This is a genomic window from Microbacterium songi, from assembly GCF_042747925.1.
In the GTDB taxonomy this organism is placed as follows: Bacteria; Actinomycetota; Actinomycetes; order Actinomycetales; family Microbacteriaceae; genus Microbacterium.
This window is the reverse complement of record NZ_JBHZIE010000006.1, coordinates 35,794-53,311: the sequence shown is the minus strand read 5'-3', so window position 1 is coordinate 53,311 and position 17,518 is coordinate 35,794. Positions and strand designations below refer to the sequence as shown.

Sequence of the window (17,518 nt, the reverse complement as noted above, 5' to 3'; positions counted from 1 at the left end):
GACGCGTCGCGACGCCTCGCGTCCTGACCTTCCGGCGTGACACCTCGTCGCTCGCGCCGGGTTCGCCCAGGTCTCCGCAACGTCCCGCGGACCCGGACGATCGGGTCTTCTCCGACGAGCGGGCGCCGGTCGCCGACGTCCTCCGGCGGGGACGGAGATGAAGGAGGCGAGGGGGGCGGCTGAGCCGCACACCCCTCGCCCAGCGAAACGGTTACCCGAAAACCGCTCGCATGGTCAGAACCTGAGATCTCATCGCAGGACGACAGACCAGGCCGACCGAACGCAGAAGCGTTCCAGCAGAATCAGTATGTCGGGTTTCCGTGAGGAACGTATGTAGGTACTTTGGGGGACATTTTCCGCTCAGCTCGCCCAGTCGCTCCACGCGGAGCTTCCGCGGGTGAGGGGCTGGCGCAGACCGCGGCGCCGACGGTCCCACGCCGACCGCGATCCGCGGTCGTCGGCCACGGCATCGGCGGCCTCGCGGGCGTACGCCTCGCTCACGACGGCGATCAGCGCGGCGAGTTCCTCGGGCGTCGGATCCCCCCGCAGCACCTCGATCGACAGCGGCCTTTCCGACGCGTTCGCAGCGGCTGCGGCATCCGTCGCGCGTGCGTTCCCCCCGGTCATAGCGGGATGTTACCGTGCTTCTTCGCGGGCATGCTGGCGCGCTTCCCTCGCAGTGAGCGCAGTGCTTTCGCGATCGCGACACGGGTCTGCGCGGGCTCGATGATGCCGTCCAGCTCGCCTCTCTCGGCGGCGAGGAAAGGGGATGCCACGTTGTACGTGTATTCGTTCGCGAGGCGCATCCGCACCGCCGCGACGTCCTCGCCGGCTTCCTCCGCCTTCTTGATCTCACCCCGGTACAGGATGTTCACCGCGCCCTGACCGCCCATGACGGCGATCTCCGCGGTCGGCCACGCCAGGTTGATGTCAGCGCCGAGCTGCTTCGAGCCCATCACGATGTACGCGCCGCCGTAGGCCTTGCGGAGGATGACCGTCACGAGGGGGACGGTCGCCTCGGCGTAGGCGTAGAGCAGCTTGGCGCCGCGCCGGATGACGCCGGTCCACTCCTGGTCGGTGCCGGGAAGGTAGCCCGGGACGTCGACCAGCGTGACGATCGGAATCGAGAACGCGTCGCAGAAGCGGACGAAGCGGCTGGACTTCTCGCCCGCCTCGATGTTGAGGGTGCCCGCCATCTGCGAGGGCTGGTTCGCGATGATGCCGACGGACCGTCCGTCGATGCGGCCGAAGCCGATGACGATGTTCGGGGCGAACAACGGCTGCACCTCGAGGAAGTCCTCGTTGTCGACGAGGTGACGGATCACGCCGTGGATGTCGTAGGGCTGATTGGCCGAATCGGGGATGATCAAGTTCAGTTCGCGGTCCGCGTCTGTGGTCTCCCACTCGAACGCCGACTCGTAGACCGGGATCTCGGCCATGTTGTTGTCGGGCAGGAAGCCGACGAGCGCGCGCACGTAGTCGAGCGCGTCGTCCTCGTCCTCCGCGAGGTAGTGCGCCACGCCGGAGCGGGTGTTGTGCGTGTAGGCGCCGCCCAGCTCCTCCATCCCGACGTCCTCGCCGGTGACGGTCTTGATGACATCCGGTCCGGTGACGAACATCTGGCTCGTCTTGTCGACCATCACGACGAAGTCGGTGAGGGCGGGGGAGTAGACGGCGCCGCCCGCCGCAGGGCCCATGATGATCGAGATCTGCGGGATGACACCCGAGGCGGCGGTGTTCAGACGGAAGATCTCTCCGTACTTGCCGAGGGCGACGACACCCTCTTGGATACGGGCTCCGCCGGAGTCCAGCATCCCGATGCAGGGCATCCCGCCCCGCAGGGCGTACTCCATGATCTTGATGATCTTGTCACCGGCCACTTCGCCGAGAGAGCCCCCGAACGTCGAGAAGTCCTGGGCGTAGACCGCGACCGCCCGGCCGTGGATCGTGCCCACGCCGGTGACGACCGAGTCGCCGTACGGGCGGCTGCGGTCCATGCCGAAAGCGGTCGTGCGATGACGCACGTACTCGTCGAATTCGACGAAGGTGCCGGGGTCGACCAGCAGCGCGATGCGCTGACGTGCCGTGAGCTTGCCCTTCGCACCCTGCTTCGCGCGGGCGGTCTCCTCGGCGGCGACGACGGCTTCGTCGTAGCGCTCGCGGAGGTCGGCGATCTTGCCGGCGGTCGTGGAGAGGTCGGGCTGATCGGTCACGCCATCCACACTAGCGAGCGCCGTGATCGTCTGGTTGGAGGGTGCGTACAAGTCGACGACGGATCCGCTGTCGATACGGCGCAACGCCGCGCGGGCCGGCGGACGGCGGATGCTGCGCCCGAGCCGCACGCGTAGGGTGAGTTCATGCCGATCCCCGCCCAGGGCTATCCCCTCTCCGCCGCGGTGAGTCCGCGGGTGCACATCGTCGAGACGACGGGTTCGACCAACGCGGATCTGGTGGCCGCCGTGGCCGCCGGCGCCGGCGATTGGCCGCACCTGTCCGTGCTGCTGACCACCGACCAGCGCTCGGGCCGCGGCCGACTCGACCGTTCCTGGACGACGCCCGCGGGGACGGCGCTCGCGGTGTCGGTCGTGGTCGAGGTCGGTGAGCTCCCGACGCCGTCTCGGGGCTGGATTCCGTTGATCGCGGGGGCGGCCATGACCCGCGCCGTCTCCGCACAGCTCCTCGGCACCGGCAACATGGCGGGTCTCAAGTGGCCGAACGACGTCCTCGTGGATGGCACGAAGATCTGCGGGATCCTCGCCGAAGCCGTGCCCGGGCACCCGGAGTCGGTGGTGATCGGCGCCGGCGTGAACACACGCATGACACAGGCCGACCTGCCGGTGGCGACGGCCACCTCTTTCGCCGTGCTCGGACGGGAGGTCGACGAGGACCGGCTCCTCGCGGATTACCTCCGCGCGTTGGACGAACAGCTGACGGCGCTGGACGCGAGCGGCGGTGACGCGGCGGCGTCAGGTGTGCTCGGCGAGGTGGAGGCCCTGTGCACGACCCTGGGGTCGGATGTGCGGGTCGCCCTGCCGGACGGGTCGAGCCTGACGGGGCGCGCCCAGCGCATCGATCCCGCGGGGCGACTGGTGGTGGCGTCGGGCGACATCGAGACGCCCGTCGCGGCCGGGGATGTCGTCCACGTCCGCTGAATCGATGACCGCGTCCCTGCGCGTGGGGTGAGCTCGCTGTCCGCACTGCGCGCCACAATGGAGGGGTGACGCAGCCGACGACCTACGGGGGGCGCCCGATCATGCCCGCCCCCGGTGCGCCGACGCCCGAGATGCGCATCGCGCGCTTCCACACCCACGGGCGCCGCCTGGTGTGGTCTGCTCTCGTCCTGATCGCTGTCTCGGGAGCGGTGGGTTACTTCTACGACAACCTGCCGGCGCCTTTCGAGAACTGGATGCTGCTGGCTGCGGCATCCGTCGTCGTCTTCTTCCTCGTGCTCCTCCCGTTCCTGAGCTGGTGGAGCCACACCTACACGATCACCACGCGTCGTGCGATAGAGCGGTCGGGCGTCTTCCGGGCGCGTCGTCGCGAGCTGTCGCACGTGCGCGGCTACTCGATCGCCGAACGGCGCGGACCCATCCAGAGACTGTGGGGTGCGGGCACGCTCACGCTGTCCAACGGCGTCGATGAGCCGGTGCGCATGGCGAATGTGCCGAGCGTCGCACTGGTCCACGAAGCGCTCGTCGATCAGGTCGAGGTCAACCAGATCCTCGCCCACCGCGACGCCCAGTCGTACCCGACACCGCCGCCGCTTCCTTCCGCACGCTGACAGGCGCGCACGCTGCGGCAGGCCGGTGTCGTGCGAGAGGATGGGATCGTCGGAAGGAACGCCATGTCGTTGCGCGTCGGAATCGTCGGAGGGGGCCAACTGGCCCGCATGATGATCGCTCCTGCGGTCGAACTGGGCATCGAGGTGCGTGTGCTCGCGGAGCAGCCCGGAATGTCCGCGGCGCTCGCGGCCACCGCCGTGGGCGATTACCACGACGCCGCCACCGTGCTGCCGTTCGCGCGGGACGTGGACGTGCTCACCTTCGACCACGAGCACGTACCGCAAGAGGTTCTGGCGACACTGGTGGCCGCAGGAGTCTCGGTGCATCCCGGTCCCGACGCGCTGCGCTACGCGCAGGACAAGCTCCTCATGAGGGCGCGCCTGGAGGAGCTGGGGATGCCGCAGCCGGACTGGGCGGCCGTCGATGACGCGTCGGCCCTGCAGGACTTCATCGAAGGGCACGGCGGGCGCGCGGTCGTGAAGACCCCCCGCGGGGGCTACGACGGCAAGGGCGTCCGCGTCGTCCGCGCCGGCACCGAGGCGGACGACTGGTTCGCAGCGCTCGCCGAGGACGGACGCGGCGGGTCGCTGCTGGTGGAGGAACTCGTCGATTTCACGCGGGAGCTCGCCCAGCAGGTCGCCCGGCGACCCTCGGGCGAAATCCGGACGTACCCGGTGGTCGAGACCGTGCAGCGCGACGGTGTCTGCGCCGAGGTGCTGGCCCCGGCGCCACGCGGCGGCGAACGGCTGACGAAGGTCGCTGCGGAAATCGGCGTCGCGATCGCGGAAGGCCTCGGCGTCACGGGGATGCTGGCGGTGGAGCTGTTCGAGACGACGGACGAGCGGGTGCTGATCAACGAACTCGCCATGCGGCCGCACAACAGCGGTCACTGGACCCAGGACGGCGCCGTCACGAGCCAGTTCGAGCAGCACCTGCGTGCCGTGCTCGATCTGCCGCTCGGAGACACCTCGGCATCCGCGCCCTGGTCGGTGATGGTGAACATCCTCGGTGGGCCCGAAGACGGGGGTCTGGACGATCGTTTCGCGGCGGCGATGGCCGCGCACCCCGGCGCGAAGATCCACACGTACGGCAAGGCTCCCCGCCCGGGACGCAAGGTCGGGCACGTGACCGCGGTCGGAGACGACCTCGACGACGTCGCCTATCAGGCTCGGGCCGCGGCATCCGTCTTCCTCGGCTGAGGCGCCGGCCGGACAAGTGGGCTGCGCGCCGTTGCGGGGATCTTCCAGCCTCGCGGCCTAGCCTGGTGCAGTGACCCGGCCTGTGAATTCTTCCGACGCGCCCGTGGTCGGTGTGGTGATGGGCTCCGACTCCGACTGGCGCGTGATGAGCGACGCCTCGAAGGCGCTGACGGAATTCGGCATCGCCCATGAGGTCGAGGTCGTCTCCGCGCACCGCACGCCCGACAAGCTGCTGAGCTACGGCCGCGAGGCGCGCTCGCGGGGCCTGAAAGTGATCATCGCCGGTGCCGGCGGCGCGGCGCACCTGCCGGGCATGCTCGCCTCGCTCACCGCGCTTCCCGTCATCGGTGTGCCGGTGCCCCTCGCCACGCTGGACGGCATGGATTCGCTGCTGAGCATCGTCCAGATGCCCGCCGGGATCCCGGTCGCGACGGTCGCCATCGGAGGCGCGAAGAACGCAGGGCTGCTGGCGGCCCGCATCCTGGGTACCGCGGATGCCGCGATCGCCGACCGTGTCGAGTCCTACGCGCGCGACCTCGAGGCGCAGGTCGAAGAGAAGAATCGCCGCCTGAAGGAGTCGCTGTGAGCGTGACGAGCCCGCCCCGACCTCCGCAGCCGCGTGCGAGTCCGCGCATCACCGAGGGATGGATCCTCGAGGAGAGGCCGCTGCGCCACCCCGACCACTCGTCGCGTCAGGTCATGGCCCGCCGCGGATGGTGGCTCGTGGGCATGAACTTCCTCATCCCCGGCTCGGCCCAGATCCTCGCCGGAAGTCGCAAGCTGGGTCGGTTCGGGCTCGGTTCCACGCTGCTGCTGTGGGTGCTGGTGATTCTGACCGGCTTGTGCGCGCTGCTCTGGCAGCCGCTGCTCTTCACGCTCGCGACCAACTGGTTCGTCCTCCTCCTCGCGCAGGCACTGCTCATCGGCTACGCGGCGCTCTGGGCCTTCCTCGCCGTCGATACGATCCGTCTCGTCCGTCTGGTGAAGGTCGGTCCTGCGGCGAAGGTGGGCATCGCCGGACTGGCCGTCGTCCTGACGGTGCTCGCGAGCGGCACCGCGGCGTACGGCGCCCAGATCACCGGGGTCGTGCGCGACACGCTCGGATCGATCTTCGGCGCCAGCGCAGCGTCCGTCCCGCCCTCCGACGGGTACTACAACATCCTCCTCCTGGGCGCAGACAGCGGCGAGGGCCGCGACTCGATGCGCTACGACAGCATCTCGGTCGTCTCGGTGAACGCCACCAGCGGGGCGGTGACCATCACCGGGATCCCCCGGGACATGGTGCATGCGCCCTTCGCGGACGGAAGTCCGATGCAGGAGCTCTACCCCGACGGCTTCCAGGGCAAGAGCTCGTCGAGCTGCGGCTGGGGGAGCGGCATCAACCAGCTCACGAATGCCGTGCAGAACTGCCGCGACGACAAGGGCGCCGGCCTGTACCCCGATGCGGAGACCAACGGTTCCACCCCCGCGATCGAGGCGACGAAAGATGCCGCCGAGGGCATGCTGGGCATCAGCATCCCCTACTACGTCTTCATCGACATGGACGGCTTCGCCTCCCTCGTCGACGCACTCGGCGGAGTCGACATGAATGTCACCGAGCGTCTCCCCGAGGGGGGCGGACCCGCATACGAGGGTCAGCCCGCCGAGGATTGGGCGACCGGCTGGATCGAGGTCGGCCAACAGCACATGGACGGCGACACCGCGCAGTGGTACGCCCGTTCGCGCTACACGACCAGCGACTGGGACCGCATGAAGCGTCAGCGCGAGCTGCAGACGGCCATCCTGTCGCAGTTCACCCCCACCAATGTGCTCACCCGGTTCCAGGATGTCGCTGCTGCGGGTCGCGACCTGCTGCAGACCGATCTGCCCCAGTCCCTGCTGCCGTTCCTCTCGGACCTCGCACTCAAGGCCAAGGAGCAGCCCGTGACGACGATCGAGCTCACTCCGGAGCACGGCGTCGATCCCGATCGCCCCGATTACGCGTACGTGCACGAGATGGTCGCCGATTCGCTGCACCCGGCGACGGCGACGCCGGCGCCGGCGGGCTGAGAAGCCCGTGACCGCGACCCTGCGCGTCGTCCTCGATCAGCTCGTCCACCCGACCGAGCCCGATCTCGCGACGGCCACGCGCGAGCTCGCCCGCGCCCTCGTCGCAAGAGCGCCGTCCGATTGCGAGGTCGCGGGCATCATCCCCGCGGTGACGACCGACCGGAGGGATGCCGCGACCGACGCCGTGCCGGGGCTGGCCGAGATGCGCGCCCTCCCGCTGGCCCGGCGCGAGCTGGCCGGCGCATGGCAGCTGGGAGTGCCCTCGGGGGTGGGTGGGGGGCTCATCCACTCACCGACGCTGTTCGCCCCGCTCGTGCGGCACGATCGGGTGCACGATCACGACCAGACCGTCGTCACGGTGTGGGATCTGCGCGCGTGGGAGTCGCCCGACGAGTTGTCGCGCGGCATGATCACGTGGCAGAAGGGCATGCTGAAGCGCGCCGTGAAGTTCGCCGACGCCGTCGTCGTCCCGACGCATGGGATGGCCGACCGATTGAGTGAGCTGTCGAAGCTCGGCGACCGCATCCGGGTCATCTCGGGCGCCGCGCCCTCGGGTTTCTCGGTGCCCACCGACGAGGTGGGCCGGCGGCGCGATCTCGACCTCGTCGAAGGGTTCGTGTTGCTCTCCGGCTCCTCGGCGCCTTCGGACGCGCTCGCGGAAGGCTTCCGTGCGGTCGCGCGTCAGGGCGGCGATCTGCCCGTCGTCGTGATCGATGCGCCCGAGGGCGATGAGGCTGCGATTGTGGAACTGGCCGCTGCCGCGGGCATCCCCGAGCGGCGGATGCACGTCCGCGGGGCACTCGACGTGGGTGACCGCGGCGCTGTCTTCGGTGCCGCGGTGGCCTATCTCGCACCGTCGCGCCGGATGGTCTTTCCGTGGCGCGTCGTCGAGGCGCTCGCCGTGGGAGTGCCCGTCATCGCGGTCGACTCGCGCGTGCACCGCGACATGATCCTCGACGGGGGACTGCTCGTCGGTGGTGCCGAACGCACGGACGACGACGCCGAGGCGCTCGCTGCGGCCCTCGCGAGCGGACTCGGGTCCGCAGCATCCGTCGAGAAGCTCTCCGTGCTCGCGGCCGATCGCGGCCGGGCGTTCTCCTGGCGGGAAGCCGCCGAGCGCGTCTGGCAACTGCACGCCGACCTCTGAGTCGCGGAGATCGGCCAGGCCTTTCGTGTCTTCGGCGTGTCGTAACACGGATCTCACAAGAAACTTTGGTAATCAGCAGTAACATCCGCCACACTGGGCACATGACAGCCCTCTTCCCCAGGAGAGCTCGAACGCGGTTCGCCGCCTTCAGCAGCATCTTCCTCACCGTGGCCGCCCTGGTGATCGGTGTGGGTGTCCAACCTGCCGCGGCCGATCTGAACAGCGCGCGGCCTGTGGCGTCGTTGTCGTCGGCGGGCGTCGCGACCGACATCGTCAAGACGGCGGATCTGTCGAAGTTCCAGGCCGGCAACATCATCAGCGACGCGGTGTTCTTCAACAGCTCGACGATGAGTGCGGAACAGATCCAAGCATTCCTGCAAGCACGGGTGCCTTCGTGCCAGTCCGGTTACACGTGCCTGAAGGACTGGTACGACACCTCTCGAACGACGACCCCGGACGCGATGTGCGGCGCATACTCGGGCGGAACGCGGGAGCGCGCTTCGACGATCATCTACAAAGTGGCGCAAGCCTGCGGCATCAATCCCCAGGTCCTGATCGCAACGCTTCAGAAAGAGCAGTCGCTCATCACGGACGCGAACCCGAGCAGTCTCCAGTACAAGATCGCCATGGGGCAGGGATGCCCCGACACAGCCGCATGCGACAGCCGATACTTCGGATTCTTCAACCAGGTGTACGGCGCCGCCTGGCAGTTCAAACGCTACGCCAACCCTCCTGGCACGAGTCAGTACTTCACCTGGTACGCCCCGGGCAAGACGTGGAACATCCGGTGGAGCCCTAACGCGGCGTGCGGGTCCTCGCCCGTGTACATCCAGAATCAAGCCACGGCGAACCTGTACTACTACACCCCGTATCAGCCCAATGCATCGGCCATCCGTGCGGGCTACGGGATCGGAGACGCGTGCGGAGCGTACGGCAACCGAAACTTCTATCAGTACTTCACCGACTGGTTCGGGTCGGGTCAGGGAGAGCTGCTGGAGGTGCTGCAGGTGTCCGGGACCTCGGAGCGTTACCTCGTCAGCCAGGGCGGGCGATGGCGCCTCGGGACGCCGGAAGTCGCGGCACAGTTCACGTGGATCTCCGCGGTGCGAGACGTGAGCAGGTCGGAGATCGAGACATACCAGGACCGTGGCGCAGCCGATCGCGCCGTACGGACGAACACCGGGATCGTGTACGCCCTCGACAGTGGCCGGCGGCTGCGCCTGCGCGACGCGGCGCAGGTGTCTGACTTCGGGTGGGACTACGCAGCCCTGCCGGTAGCCAGTGATGCCCAGGTAGCACGTTACGGCGATGGCGGCTGGCTCGAGCGTGTCGTCAGCTCGAACGGAGCCTCGTGGCTCGTGCAGAGCGGTTCGCGCAGGCAGGTGGTCGATCTCGGGCTGCTCTCGCGGTACGGCATTCTCGCGCTGTCGACGAGCATCTCTGCTGCCATGGTCGCCGACTACCCGACGTCATCCCCCGTCATCGGTGCGGGGGTGTACCGGAATGGGACGAACTACCGGCTGCAGACGGACGGCGGCACCTACGTCCTGCCCGATGCAGCGAGCGGCACGGCACTTGCGCAGAACGCGTGGGAGCTCACTGCCGAATCCTTCGCCTATCTGCGAGCGAAAGCTCCGATGCCCGTGCGGATGACCGCGGGCGGCACGTCGTATGTGATGCTCGAGGGTGGCTGGCTGGAGGTGTCGGCGGCAGAGTACCCAGCCGGATTGACCTACGCGACACTCCCGGCGGGAGCGACCACGGGGCTCCCATCCGCGGGGCGGGTGACCGGACCACACTTCATCCGCGAACGATCGGACACTCAGACCTATCTTGTTTCGGGCGGCAGCATCCAGGCCGTCTCGGCCTCGGATCAGACGTGGATCACCCGGACGTTCGGAGTCAATCCGCGCGTGTGGGTCGGTCTGGACGGCACGATCGGCGACGTCACGACGCCGGAAGGTCTGGTGCGCACGAGCGCAGGACTCTTCTACCTCCTCGACGGAGCACGCGTCTATCGTCTCCGTGACTGCGCTCAGGTGTCGTCGTGGGGTGGGAACTGCGCCTCGCTCCCTCTCGTCAGCGATACGAAACTCGCCGGCTACGCGAACGCGGGCACCCTGCAGGCGCTGGTGCGAACTCCTGCCGGGACGATCTGGCTCGCTCAGGGCGGCCGGCTTCGGCAGGTGCTGGACCCCTCGATCCTCGCGGTGTACGGCATCCCGTCATCGACAAGCGCCGTCTCCGCAGCCACCGTCGCGAAGATCCCGGTAGGAGAACCCGTCCTGGGGGCCGGGGTCTACTCCGATGGGGCGTCGGCTCGCCTCGTCGGAACTCCTGCGGGAGAATACACGCTGACTGTCGAGCAGTTCGTCGGTTCGGTCGCGAGTGGCGTCCGTGCGCTCACGGCCGCCAGCTACGCGAAGGTCACCGTCGAGGGCGCCCTGCCGTCACGTCTGCGCAGCGATGGGAGGTCGTTCGTGCTCACCCGGGAGGGTTGGCTCGAAGTGTCCGCGGCGGCGTACGGCGGGGACGCGATGTTCACGCAGCTGCCATCCAAAGCGTGGTCGGGGATCACGGTGGCTGCGAACGAGCAGCGCCCGCACTTCGTGAAAGACGACGCGAGCGGGCAGGAGTACCTGGTGTCCGGCGGCGCTGCTCAGCCCGTGTCCGGTGCATCGGAGCGAGCGACCATCACATCCGTCTACGGTGTGCCGCCCAAGGTGTGGACTCTCGTCAGCGGAGCGCTGTCCGGTATCAAGATCAATCACGACATGATCGTGCGGGACGCGGTGGGCGCGGTGTACCTGATCGACGGAGCCACCCGCTTCCGCATGAGCGGGTGCGGTGCGGTGCCAGATTTCGGCAAGGACTGCGCCACGCTGCGGACGCTTTCGGCAGCGCAGCTCGGAGCACTCGCCGATGGTGGCGCTCTCGCTCCGCTCCTGCGGTCCGCTGATGGATTCGTGTGGCTGGTACAGAGCGGTACGCGGCGCGAGGTACCCGATCCCCGGGTGCTCGCGGTGTACGGCATCGGCGGTGCGGCGACATCCGTATCGACCCAGCTCCTTGCGCAGCTTCGAATCGGACCCCCGGTCGCGGTCGCCGGGGTATACGACGACCGGGCGGGTGATGTGCGCGTGGTCACCGGCGACGGGCGCGCGTTCACCGTCCCCCCGGCGAGTCGCGTCGGCGCCGTGATCTCCGCCGCCTGGGCGATCTCACCCGCGTCGGTGGACCTCCTGACGAGTCAAGGCGATCTCCCGACACGGATATCGACGGGGTCTCAGTCTTTCGTGCTGACCACCGAGGGATGGCTTGCGATCAACGCCGCCGACTATGCCCCGCGGGCCTTCGTCGCTATCGGCCCCCGGGGATCCGAAGGTCTGCCGTCTGCCGGATCGGAGTCACGACCTCACTTCGTCCGCGAGCAGTCCGACTCTCAGGTCTACCTCGTGTCGGGGGGGCTGTCTCCGGTCGCAGACGATGCCACTCGTGCATGGATCTCAGCGGCTTACGGTGTTCCGCCGAAGGTCTGGGTGGTTCCCAACGGCACACTCGGGTGAGGTGAGAGGGACCACTTCGCGGAGTACGTGCGTTCCGCCATCGGCGGCGGCCACGTTCAGGCCGACCGGCACGTTCCTCCGGTTCGAGCGAAAGGGAGTCAGGCGATCGGCGTCACATCTGCGAGACGCGGATGCTGGCGGTCCTTGTCCGAGAGATCGGCTTGGTCGAGCGGGATCGGCCACGGCACCGCGGTCGTCTCATCGGCGAGATTCAGGAACGTGTATCGCGCCTGCGGCGTCCAATGGTCGTTCACGAGGTAGGTGTATGCCGTGTCGGGTTCGAGGGTCTGGAATGAATTGCCCACACCACGGGGAACGAAGATGGCCTTCGACGGATCGATCTCCGTGGTGAACACGCGGCCGAAGCCGTCGCCCGCGCGCAGGTCCACCCAGGCGCCGAACACGCGTCCGGTCGCTACCGAGATGAACTTGTCCCACGGCTCGGCGTGAATGCCGCGAGTGGTCCCCACGTTGCGATTGAACGAGATGTTGTTCTGGACCGGCCCGAGATCTGGCAGACCGAGTGTCATCATCTTCTCCCGCTGCCAGTTCTCCTTGAACCAGCCGCGGTTGTCGCCGTGCACGGGGAGATCGAAGAGGAGGAGGCCGGGAATCGTCGTCTCATGGGCGGCGAGCGCCTTACCGTACTCCATGCTCACTGCCCCACGATCGCGTACTTGGCCTCAGCTTCGGCCTTCTGCGGCCGCCACCACGATTCGTTGTCGCGGTACCAGGCGACCGTCGCCTCCAGACCCGCGCCGAAGTCGCGGAACTCGGGCTCCCAATCCAGCTCGTCGCGCAGCTTCGTCCAGTCGATGGCATAGCGGCGATCGTGGCCGGGGCGATCCACGACGAGGTCGTACGCGTCAGACGGCTGACCCATAGTGGAGAGGATCATCTCCACGACGTCTCGGTTGGACTTCTCCCCGTCGGCGCCGATGAGGTAGGTATCTCCGATCGTCCCGCGCTCGAGGATGCGCAAGACCGCCGACGAGTGATCGTCCGCGTGGATCCAGTCGCGGACGTTGCGGCCGTCCCCGTACAACCGTGGGCGGACACCATCGATCACGTTGGTGATCTGACGCGGAATGAATTTCTCGACGTGCTGGCGCGGACCGTAGTTGTTGGAGCAGTTGCTGATCGTCGCCTGCACCCCGAACGACCGAACCCACGCGCGCACGAGGAGATCGGAGCCCGCCTTCGTCGATGAGTACGGGCTCGACGGGTTGTAGGGAGTGTGTTCCGTGAATCTTTCGGGGTCATCGAGATCGAGGTCGCCGTACACCTCATCGGTGGAGATGTGGTGGTAGCGGACGCCCGTCGCCCGGGCGGCTTCGAGCAGGGTGAAGGTGCCGACGAGGTTGGTCTGCACGAACGGCGCAGGACCGCTGAGCGAGTTGTCGTTGTGCGATTCCGCGGCGTAGTGGACCACGGCATCATGCTCAGCGAACAATGCGTTCACAAGTTCCGCGTCGCATATGTCGCCCTGGACGAAGCGGAACCGATCCTCGGGGAGGCCCTCGAGCGAAGCGAGGCTGCCGGCGTAGGTGAGTTTGTCCAGGACGGTAACGGCACTATCGGTGTTGGCGAGCACGTAGTGCACGAAGTCCGATCCGATGAAACCCGCGCCGCCGGTCACAAGAAGGTTATCCATTCCGCGGAGTTTACCCGGTGCCGCGCTCGTTTCCCGCCGGGAAGCGCGTCCGGCCCCGCGGGGCGTGCGGGCTCGCCGCGGGCGGCTGACTTGTCTCGATGCGCCCGATCGATGAGACTGGCTTCATGCGCGGCATCGTTCTTGCGGGGGGCACCGGCTCTCGCCTCCACCCGATCACACTCGGCATTTCCAAACAGCTCGTGCCGGTGTACGACAAGCCGATGATCTATTACCCGTTGACGACGCTGATGCTTGCGGGCATCCGCGACATCCTGATCATCACGACGCCGCAGGACGCGGAGCAGTTCCAGAGACTTTTGGGAGACGGCTCGCAATTCGGGATCTCGCTCACCTACACGCAGCAGCCGTCACCGGACGGATTGGCTCAGGCATTCACGCTCGGAGCCGACCACATCGGTAACGACTCGGTGGCGCTGGTCCTGGGGGACAACATCTTCTACGGCCCTGGAATGGGGTCGCATCTCAGGGAGTATTCGGATCTCAGCGGTGCTGCCGTGTTCGGATACTGGGTAGCGGATCCCACGGCGTACGGTGTGGTCGAGTTCGACGCACAGGGGAAAGCGCTGTCGATCGAGGAGAAGCCCTCTCAGCCGAAGAGCAACTACGCCATCCCCGGTCTCTACTTCTACGACAGTGACGTCGTCGAGATCGCGAAGAACCTCCGCCCCTCGGCTCGCGGTGAGTTGGAGATCACGGACCTCAACCGCGTCTACCTGGAAAGAGGCGATCTGAAGGTCCAGATCCTCCCTCGGGGAACGGCCTGGCTCGACACAGGGACGTTCGACTCCCTGAACGAGGCCACGGAGTTCGTCCGCACCGTGCAGAAGCGTCAGGGCCTTTCGATCGGATCTCCGGAGGAAGTCGCCTGGCGGATGGGGTTCCTCAGCGACGACGAGTTGCGGGAACGCGCGCGTCCGCTGGTGAAGAGCGGATACGGCAAGTACCTGCTCGAGATCGTCGAGCGCGGCGCGATCCGCTGACGAGCGGACGGGACTTCAGCCCCTCGCCATCACCTCGTCGATGACCGTTGCGTCTCCCCAAACTCCGGGAGAGTCGTAAGGACGGTCGGGAAAGGCTCCGTACTCGAGAGAGAGCGGGAGGTCGTTGTCCCTGATGAACTCCTCCACCTTGTCCGCAAGAGAGACCGGCACGCCGGAGCAGCAGTTCAGCGTGCCGACGACATCGGGGGCGTCCGTGAGCGCCGCTATCTGACGCCCCAGCTCCTCGACGCGGATGAAGTCGTACAGGTTCTTGCCGGAGGTGAACGGGAACACCGTCTTTCCCGCGTCCGCGGCTTCCAACAGCTTTCTGAAGATGGAGTTGCTCCGGCGGTCGTCGCCGTAGATGTAGTACGCCCTCGCCCAGGCGAGACTCGTGGCTGAGGGAACGGCGAGGGGCAGGGCGCGCCGAAGGGCGTCCTTGGCGATTCCGTACGAGGACGACGGGCTGGTGGGCGTGGTCGCGTCGATCGCTCCCTCCCAGTAGCCGACCTCATGCATCGTGCCCAGGGCGACGATCCGCGGGCATCCCGCCGCCGCTGCTGCGGTGAGAAATCGGTAATGAGCGGAGAGTTGGCCCAGGTGTGCCGGCGAATTGTGCACGAACCCGTCCTGCCAGGCCAGGTGGACGATCGCCTCCGCAGATCCCCACGTGCTCGCATCGAAGTCGGGGGACAGGAAGTCGATCTCGACACGTGCGGCGCGAGGATCCGTCGCTGCGGAAGAACCCGGGCGGACAACCGCGAGCACGTCGTGCCCGCGGTCGATCAGCGCCTTCACCACATGAGGACCGAGGTAGCCACCGGCGCCGGTGACCACGACGCCAGAGCGAGAGGGGTTTGTCAACGCTTCACCATTTCCATCGCGCGTCCATCGGACTGCGGACGTCGGTGCGAGGATATCCGATTCCCGGAGCGCGACCCCCATGGGCGATCTGTCAGACGCCCTGTATTAGGGTGAGCAGGTTGGCTGAAAGACGTGGGAGCGCGGTGGATACGAAACCTCGATACGAGCGGCTGGCCGCTACGCAGTTCACGCGCACGGATGCGTCCGGGCTGAAGCTGGACGTGGCCGGCGGCAAGATCAGAGAGCTGTTCCAGCGGCGTGAGCTCCTGTCTCTGCTCGTGCGCCGAGACCTTCAAGCGCGCTATCGGGATAGCGTCCTCGGTTTTCTGTGGACGGTGATCCGTCCGATCATCGTCTTCCTCATGTATTACGTGGTGTTGGGGAAGTTTCTGCGCGCGGCAGAAGGCGTGCCCAACTTCGCTGTCTACCTGTTCGCGGGGCTGACGCTCTACGGGCTGTTCGCTGAGATGGTGGTGGGTTCCACCGGCTCCATCCTCGGCAACTCCGGGCTGGTCAAGAAGATCTACCTCCCACGCGAGATCTTCCCGCTCGCCAGCATCGGTGGCGCCGGCTTCATGTTCCTGGTGCAGTGTCTCGTGCTCCTCGCCGCGGCCGCCATCTTCCGCGCGCTTCCGTCCAACCTGTGGGACATGCTGTGGTTCTTCCCGTCCGTGGCCCTGATCTTCGTCTACGGACTGGCTATCGGGCTGTTCCTCTCGGCGGTCAACGTCTATCTCCGAGACGTGCAGTACTTACTGGACCTCGTCGTGATGCTCGCCATGTGGGCCTCGCCGATCGTCTACTCATGGCAGATGGTGAAGAGCGCGTTCGCGAGCTTCGATCTGCCCGCCTGGGTATTCGAGATCTACCAGAACAACCCGATCACGCTCGGCGTTCTCGGCTTCCATCGCGCCTTCTGGTCCGGTGGCACTGTTGATGACTACCCGGCCAACCTCGGGCTCCGCATGCTCATCGCGTTTCTCATCGGGGTCGTGCTCGTCTTTCTCGCCCATCGAGTGTTCAAGCGCTTGCAGGGTAACTTCGCGCAGGAGATGTGATGGTCGTCGCCAACAAGCCGGGCCCCGTCGTCGTACGGGTGGAAGATGTGTCCAAGACGTTCCAGGTCCGCAAAGACAACACCCTCAAGGATCGCGTTGTCCACCTCGGCAGACTGGGGCGAGAGCATCGAGAGCGGTTCACCGCGGTCGATCACGTCTCGCTCGATATTCAGGCCGGTACCACGGTGGGGCTGCTCGGCGCCAACGGTTCAGGCAAGAGCACGCTGCTGAAGCTGATCGGTGGCATCCTGGCCCCGACGACGGGCACCATCTCCAGCCGCGGGCGCACGGCTGCCTTGCTGGAGCTGGGTGCTGGTTTCCATCCGGATCTCAGCGGACGCGAGAACGTGTACCTGAATGCGGCCATCCTGGGACTGAGCCGCGAACAGGTCGATCATCAATTCGATGCCATTCATGAGTTCAGCGGCATCGGCGACTTCATCGACACGCAGGTCAAGTTCTATTCGTCGGGGATGTTCGTCCGCCTCGCCTTCGCGGTCGCCATCCACACCGATCCGGACGTCTTGCTGGTCGACGAGGTGCTCGCGGTCGGTGACGAGGCGTTCCAGCGGAAATGCATGGAGCGTATCGCCCAGTTCAGGTCTGAAGGGCGCACGATCATCCTGGTCTCACATTCCGCATCACAGGTGCAGGAACTCTGTGACCGGGCCGTGGTGCTCAAGGACGGTCATATCGTGTTCGACGGCGATGTCAATCAGGGCGTCGCGGCGCTCCGCGATGTTCTCGAGGGCCGAAGGCTCGGAGAACTGCACGAGCGCGCAGCCGAGAGGATGATCGAGGTGACGGCCATCACCTTGCACGACGACCGAGGGCACGAGGTCGTTGGAGTCGGCGTGGGGGAGCCGCTGACGCTGCGGATCCACGTGCATGCTCACCAGGCGATGCCACGCTGGGCGGCGGGGTTCAGCATCGATACGGTGACGGGTCAGATGACCATCGCCTCGAATACGGAGCGACTCGGCATCAGCTTGCCGGCAATCGATGAAGGCGACTCCCACGTCGACTTCAGGATAGAGAACGTCTATCTGGGTGCAGGTCAGTACTACATCAATGCCAACGTGTCCGAGGTCATCGACATCAACTCGCACGTCCTCATGCAGGGGCGGATGTTCACGGTCCATTCCGACACGACCACCCTCGGCTCCGTCGCGGCCCGGATCACCGCCGCGAGCTGAAG

Annotated in this window: 14 protein-coding genes and 1 pseudogene; 10 read left to right on the top strand and 5 right to left on the bottom strand. The window is 67.0% G+C overall.

Going from position 1 to position 17,518, the window contains the following annotated elements; genetic code table 11:
* Positions 1-360 precede the first annotated feature (360 nt).
* Positions 361-627, bottom strand: a complete 267-nt coding sequence (locus ACFM35_RS08865; protein ID WP_378841075.1) for an acyl-CoA carboxylase subunit epsilon — start codon at positions 625-627, stop codon at positions 361-363.
* Positions 624-2,213, bottom strand: coding sequence for an acyl-CoA carboxylase subunit beta (locus ACFM35_RS08860; protein WP_378841072.1), 1,590 nt, complete (start codon positions 2,211-2,213; stop codon positions 624-626). Before ACFM35_RS08860 ends, ACFM35_RS08865 begins: the two co-directional genes overlap by 4 nt.
* 144 nt (positions 2,214-2,357) lie before the next feature.
* On the opposite strand from ACFM35_RS08860, the gene ACFM35_RS08855 reads away from it, so the two are divergent.
* From ACFM35_RS08855 to ACFM35_RS08825, 7 genes are all read left to right on the top strand, one after another.
* Positions 2,358-3,152, top strand: a complete 795-nt coding sequence (locus ACFM35_RS08855; protein WP_378841070.1) for a biotin--[acetyl-CoA-carboxylase] ligase — start codon at positions 2,358-2,360, stop codon at positions 3,150-3,152.
* Positions 3,153-3,217: 65 nt separating this feature from the next.
* Positions 3,218-3,781, top strand: a complete 564-nt coding sequence (locus tag ACFM35_RS08850; protein WP_378841067.1) for a PH domain-containing protein — start codon at positions 3,218-3,220, stop codon at positions 3,779-3,781.
* Between the two features lie 63 nt (positions 3,782-3,844).
* Positions 3,845-4,981, top strand: a complete 1,137-nt coding sequence (locus ACFM35_RS08845; RefSeq protein WP_378841064.1) for a 5-(carboxyamino)imidazole ribonucleotide synthase — start codon at positions 3,845-3,847, stop codon at positions 4,979-4,981.
* A gap of 118 nt (positions 4,982-5,099) precedes the next feature.
* Positions 5,100-5,567, top strand: coding sequence for a 5-(carboxyamino)imidazole ribonucleotide mutase (gene purE, locus ACFM35_RS08840; protein WP_378841477.1), 468 nt, complete (start codon positions 5,100-5,102; stop codon positions 5,565-5,567).
* A complete protein-coding gene (locus ACFM35_RS08835) occupies positions 5,564-7,030 on the top strand; it encodes an LCP family protein (protein WP_378841061.1) in 1,467 nt (488 codons plus the stop codon). The genes purE and ACFM35_RS08835 overlap by 4 nt, the downstream gene beginning before the upstream one ends.
* A gap of 7 nt (positions 7,031-7,037) precedes the next feature.
* Positions 7,038-8,177, top strand: a complete 1,140-nt coding sequence (locus ACFM35_RS08830; RefSeq protein WP_378841058.1) for a glycosyltransferase — start codon at positions 7,038-7,040, stop codon at positions 8,175-8,177.
* Between the two features lie 101 nt (positions 8,178-8,278).
* Positions 8,279-11,743, top strand: coding sequence for a hypothetical protein (locus ACFM35_RS08825; protein WP_378841055.1), 3,465 nt, complete (start codon positions 8,279-8,281; stop codon positions 11,741-11,743).
* Between the two features lie 104 nt (positions 11,744-11,847).
* Here the strand turns inward: ACFM35_RS08825 and ACFM35_RS08820 are convergent.
* Positions 11,848-12,402, bottom strand: a pseudogene (locus tag ACFM35_RS08820) (dTDP-4-dehydrorhamnose 3,5-epimerase family protein); the annotation flags it as partial.
* Positions 12,399-13,397, bottom strand: coding sequence for a dTDP-glucose 4,6-dehydratase (rfbB, locus tag ACFM35_RS08815; RefSeq protein ID WP_378841053.1), 999 nt, complete (start codon positions 13,395-13,397; stop codon positions 12,399-12,401). The pseudogene ACFM35_RS08820 and the gene rfbB, both read right to left, overlap by 4 nt.
* 125 nt (positions 13,398-13,522) lie before the next feature.
* Between rfbB and rfbA the strand changes: the two genes are divergently transcribed.
* The gene (gene rfbA, locus ACFM35_RS08810; RefSeq protein WP_378841050.1) at positions 13,523-14,398 is read left to right on the top strand and encodes a glucose-1-phosphate thymidylyltransferase RfbA; all 876 of its coding nucleotides are present in this window, start codon (positions 13,523-13,525) and stop codon (positions 14,396-14,398) included.
* Between the two features lie 15 nt (positions 14,399-14,413).
* On the opposite strand, the gene ACFM35_RS08805 is transcribed toward rfbA, so the two are convergent.
* Positions 14,414-15,262 carry an NAD-dependent epimerase/dehydratase family protein gene (locus ACFM35_RS08805; protein ID WP_378841048.1) on the bottom strand — a complete coding sequence of 283 codons (849 nt, stop codon included), beginning with the start codon at positions 15,260-15,262 and terminating at the stop codon, positions 14,414-14,416.
* A gap of 143 nt (positions 15,263-15,405) precedes the next feature.
* On the opposite strand from ACFM35_RS08805, the gene ACFM35_RS08800 reads away from it, so the two are divergent.
* Together ACFM35_RS08800 and ACFM35_RS08795 are read left to right on the top strand one after the other, a co-directional pair.
* A complete protein-coding gene (locus tag ACFM35_RS08800; RefSeq protein WP_378841045.1) occupies positions 15,406-16,320 on the top strand; it encodes an ABC transporter permease in 915 nt (304 codons plus the stop codon).
* Complete coding sequence (locus ACFM35_RS08795) at positions 16,320-17,516, top strand: ABC transporter ATP-binding protein (protein WP_378841043.1); 1,197 nt, start codon at positions 16,320-16,322, stop codon at positions 17,514-17,516. The genes ACFM35_RS08800 and ACFM35_RS08795 overlap by 1 nt, the downstream gene beginning before the upstream one ends.
* Positions 17,517-17,518: the final 2 nt, after the last annotated feature.

What these genes read in the sequence shown, in the direction of transcription:
- ACFM35_RS08865 (WP_378841075.1), bottom strand. Translation starts at nt 627, where the DNA reads ATGACCGGGGGGAACGCACGCGCGACGGATGCCGCAGCCGCTGCGAAC.
- ACFM35_RS08855 (WP_378841070.1), top strand. Translation starts at nt 2,358, where the DNA reads ATGCCGATCCCCGCCCAGGGCTATCCCCTCTCCGCCGCGGTGAGTCCG.
- ACFM35_RS08845 (WP_378841064.1), top strand. Translation starts at nt 3,845, where the DNA reads ATGTCGTTGCGCGTCGGAATCGTCGGAGGGGGCCAACTGGCCCGCATG.
- purE (WP_378841477.1), top strand. Translation starts at nt 5,100, where the DNA reads ATGGGCTCCGACTCCGACTGGCGCGTGATGAGCGACGCCTCGAAGGCG.
- ACFM35_RS08825 (WP_378841055.1), top strand. Translation starts at nt 8,279, where the DNA reads ATGACAGCCCTCTTCCCCAGGAGAGCTCGAACGCGGTTCGCCGCCTTC.
- rfbB (WP_378841053.1), bottom strand. Translation starts at nt 13,397, where the DNA reads ATGGATAACCTTCTTGTGACCGGCGGCGCGGGTTTCATCGGATCGGAC.
- rfbA (WP_378841050.1), top strand. Translation starts at nt 13,523, where the DNA reads ATGCGCGGCATCGTTCTTGCGGGGGGCACCGGCTCTCGCCTCCACCCG.
- ACFM35_RS08795 (WP_378841043.1), top strand. Translation starts at nt 16,320, where the DNA reads ATGGTCGTCGCCAACAAGCCGGGCCCCGTCGTCGTACGGGTGGAAGAT.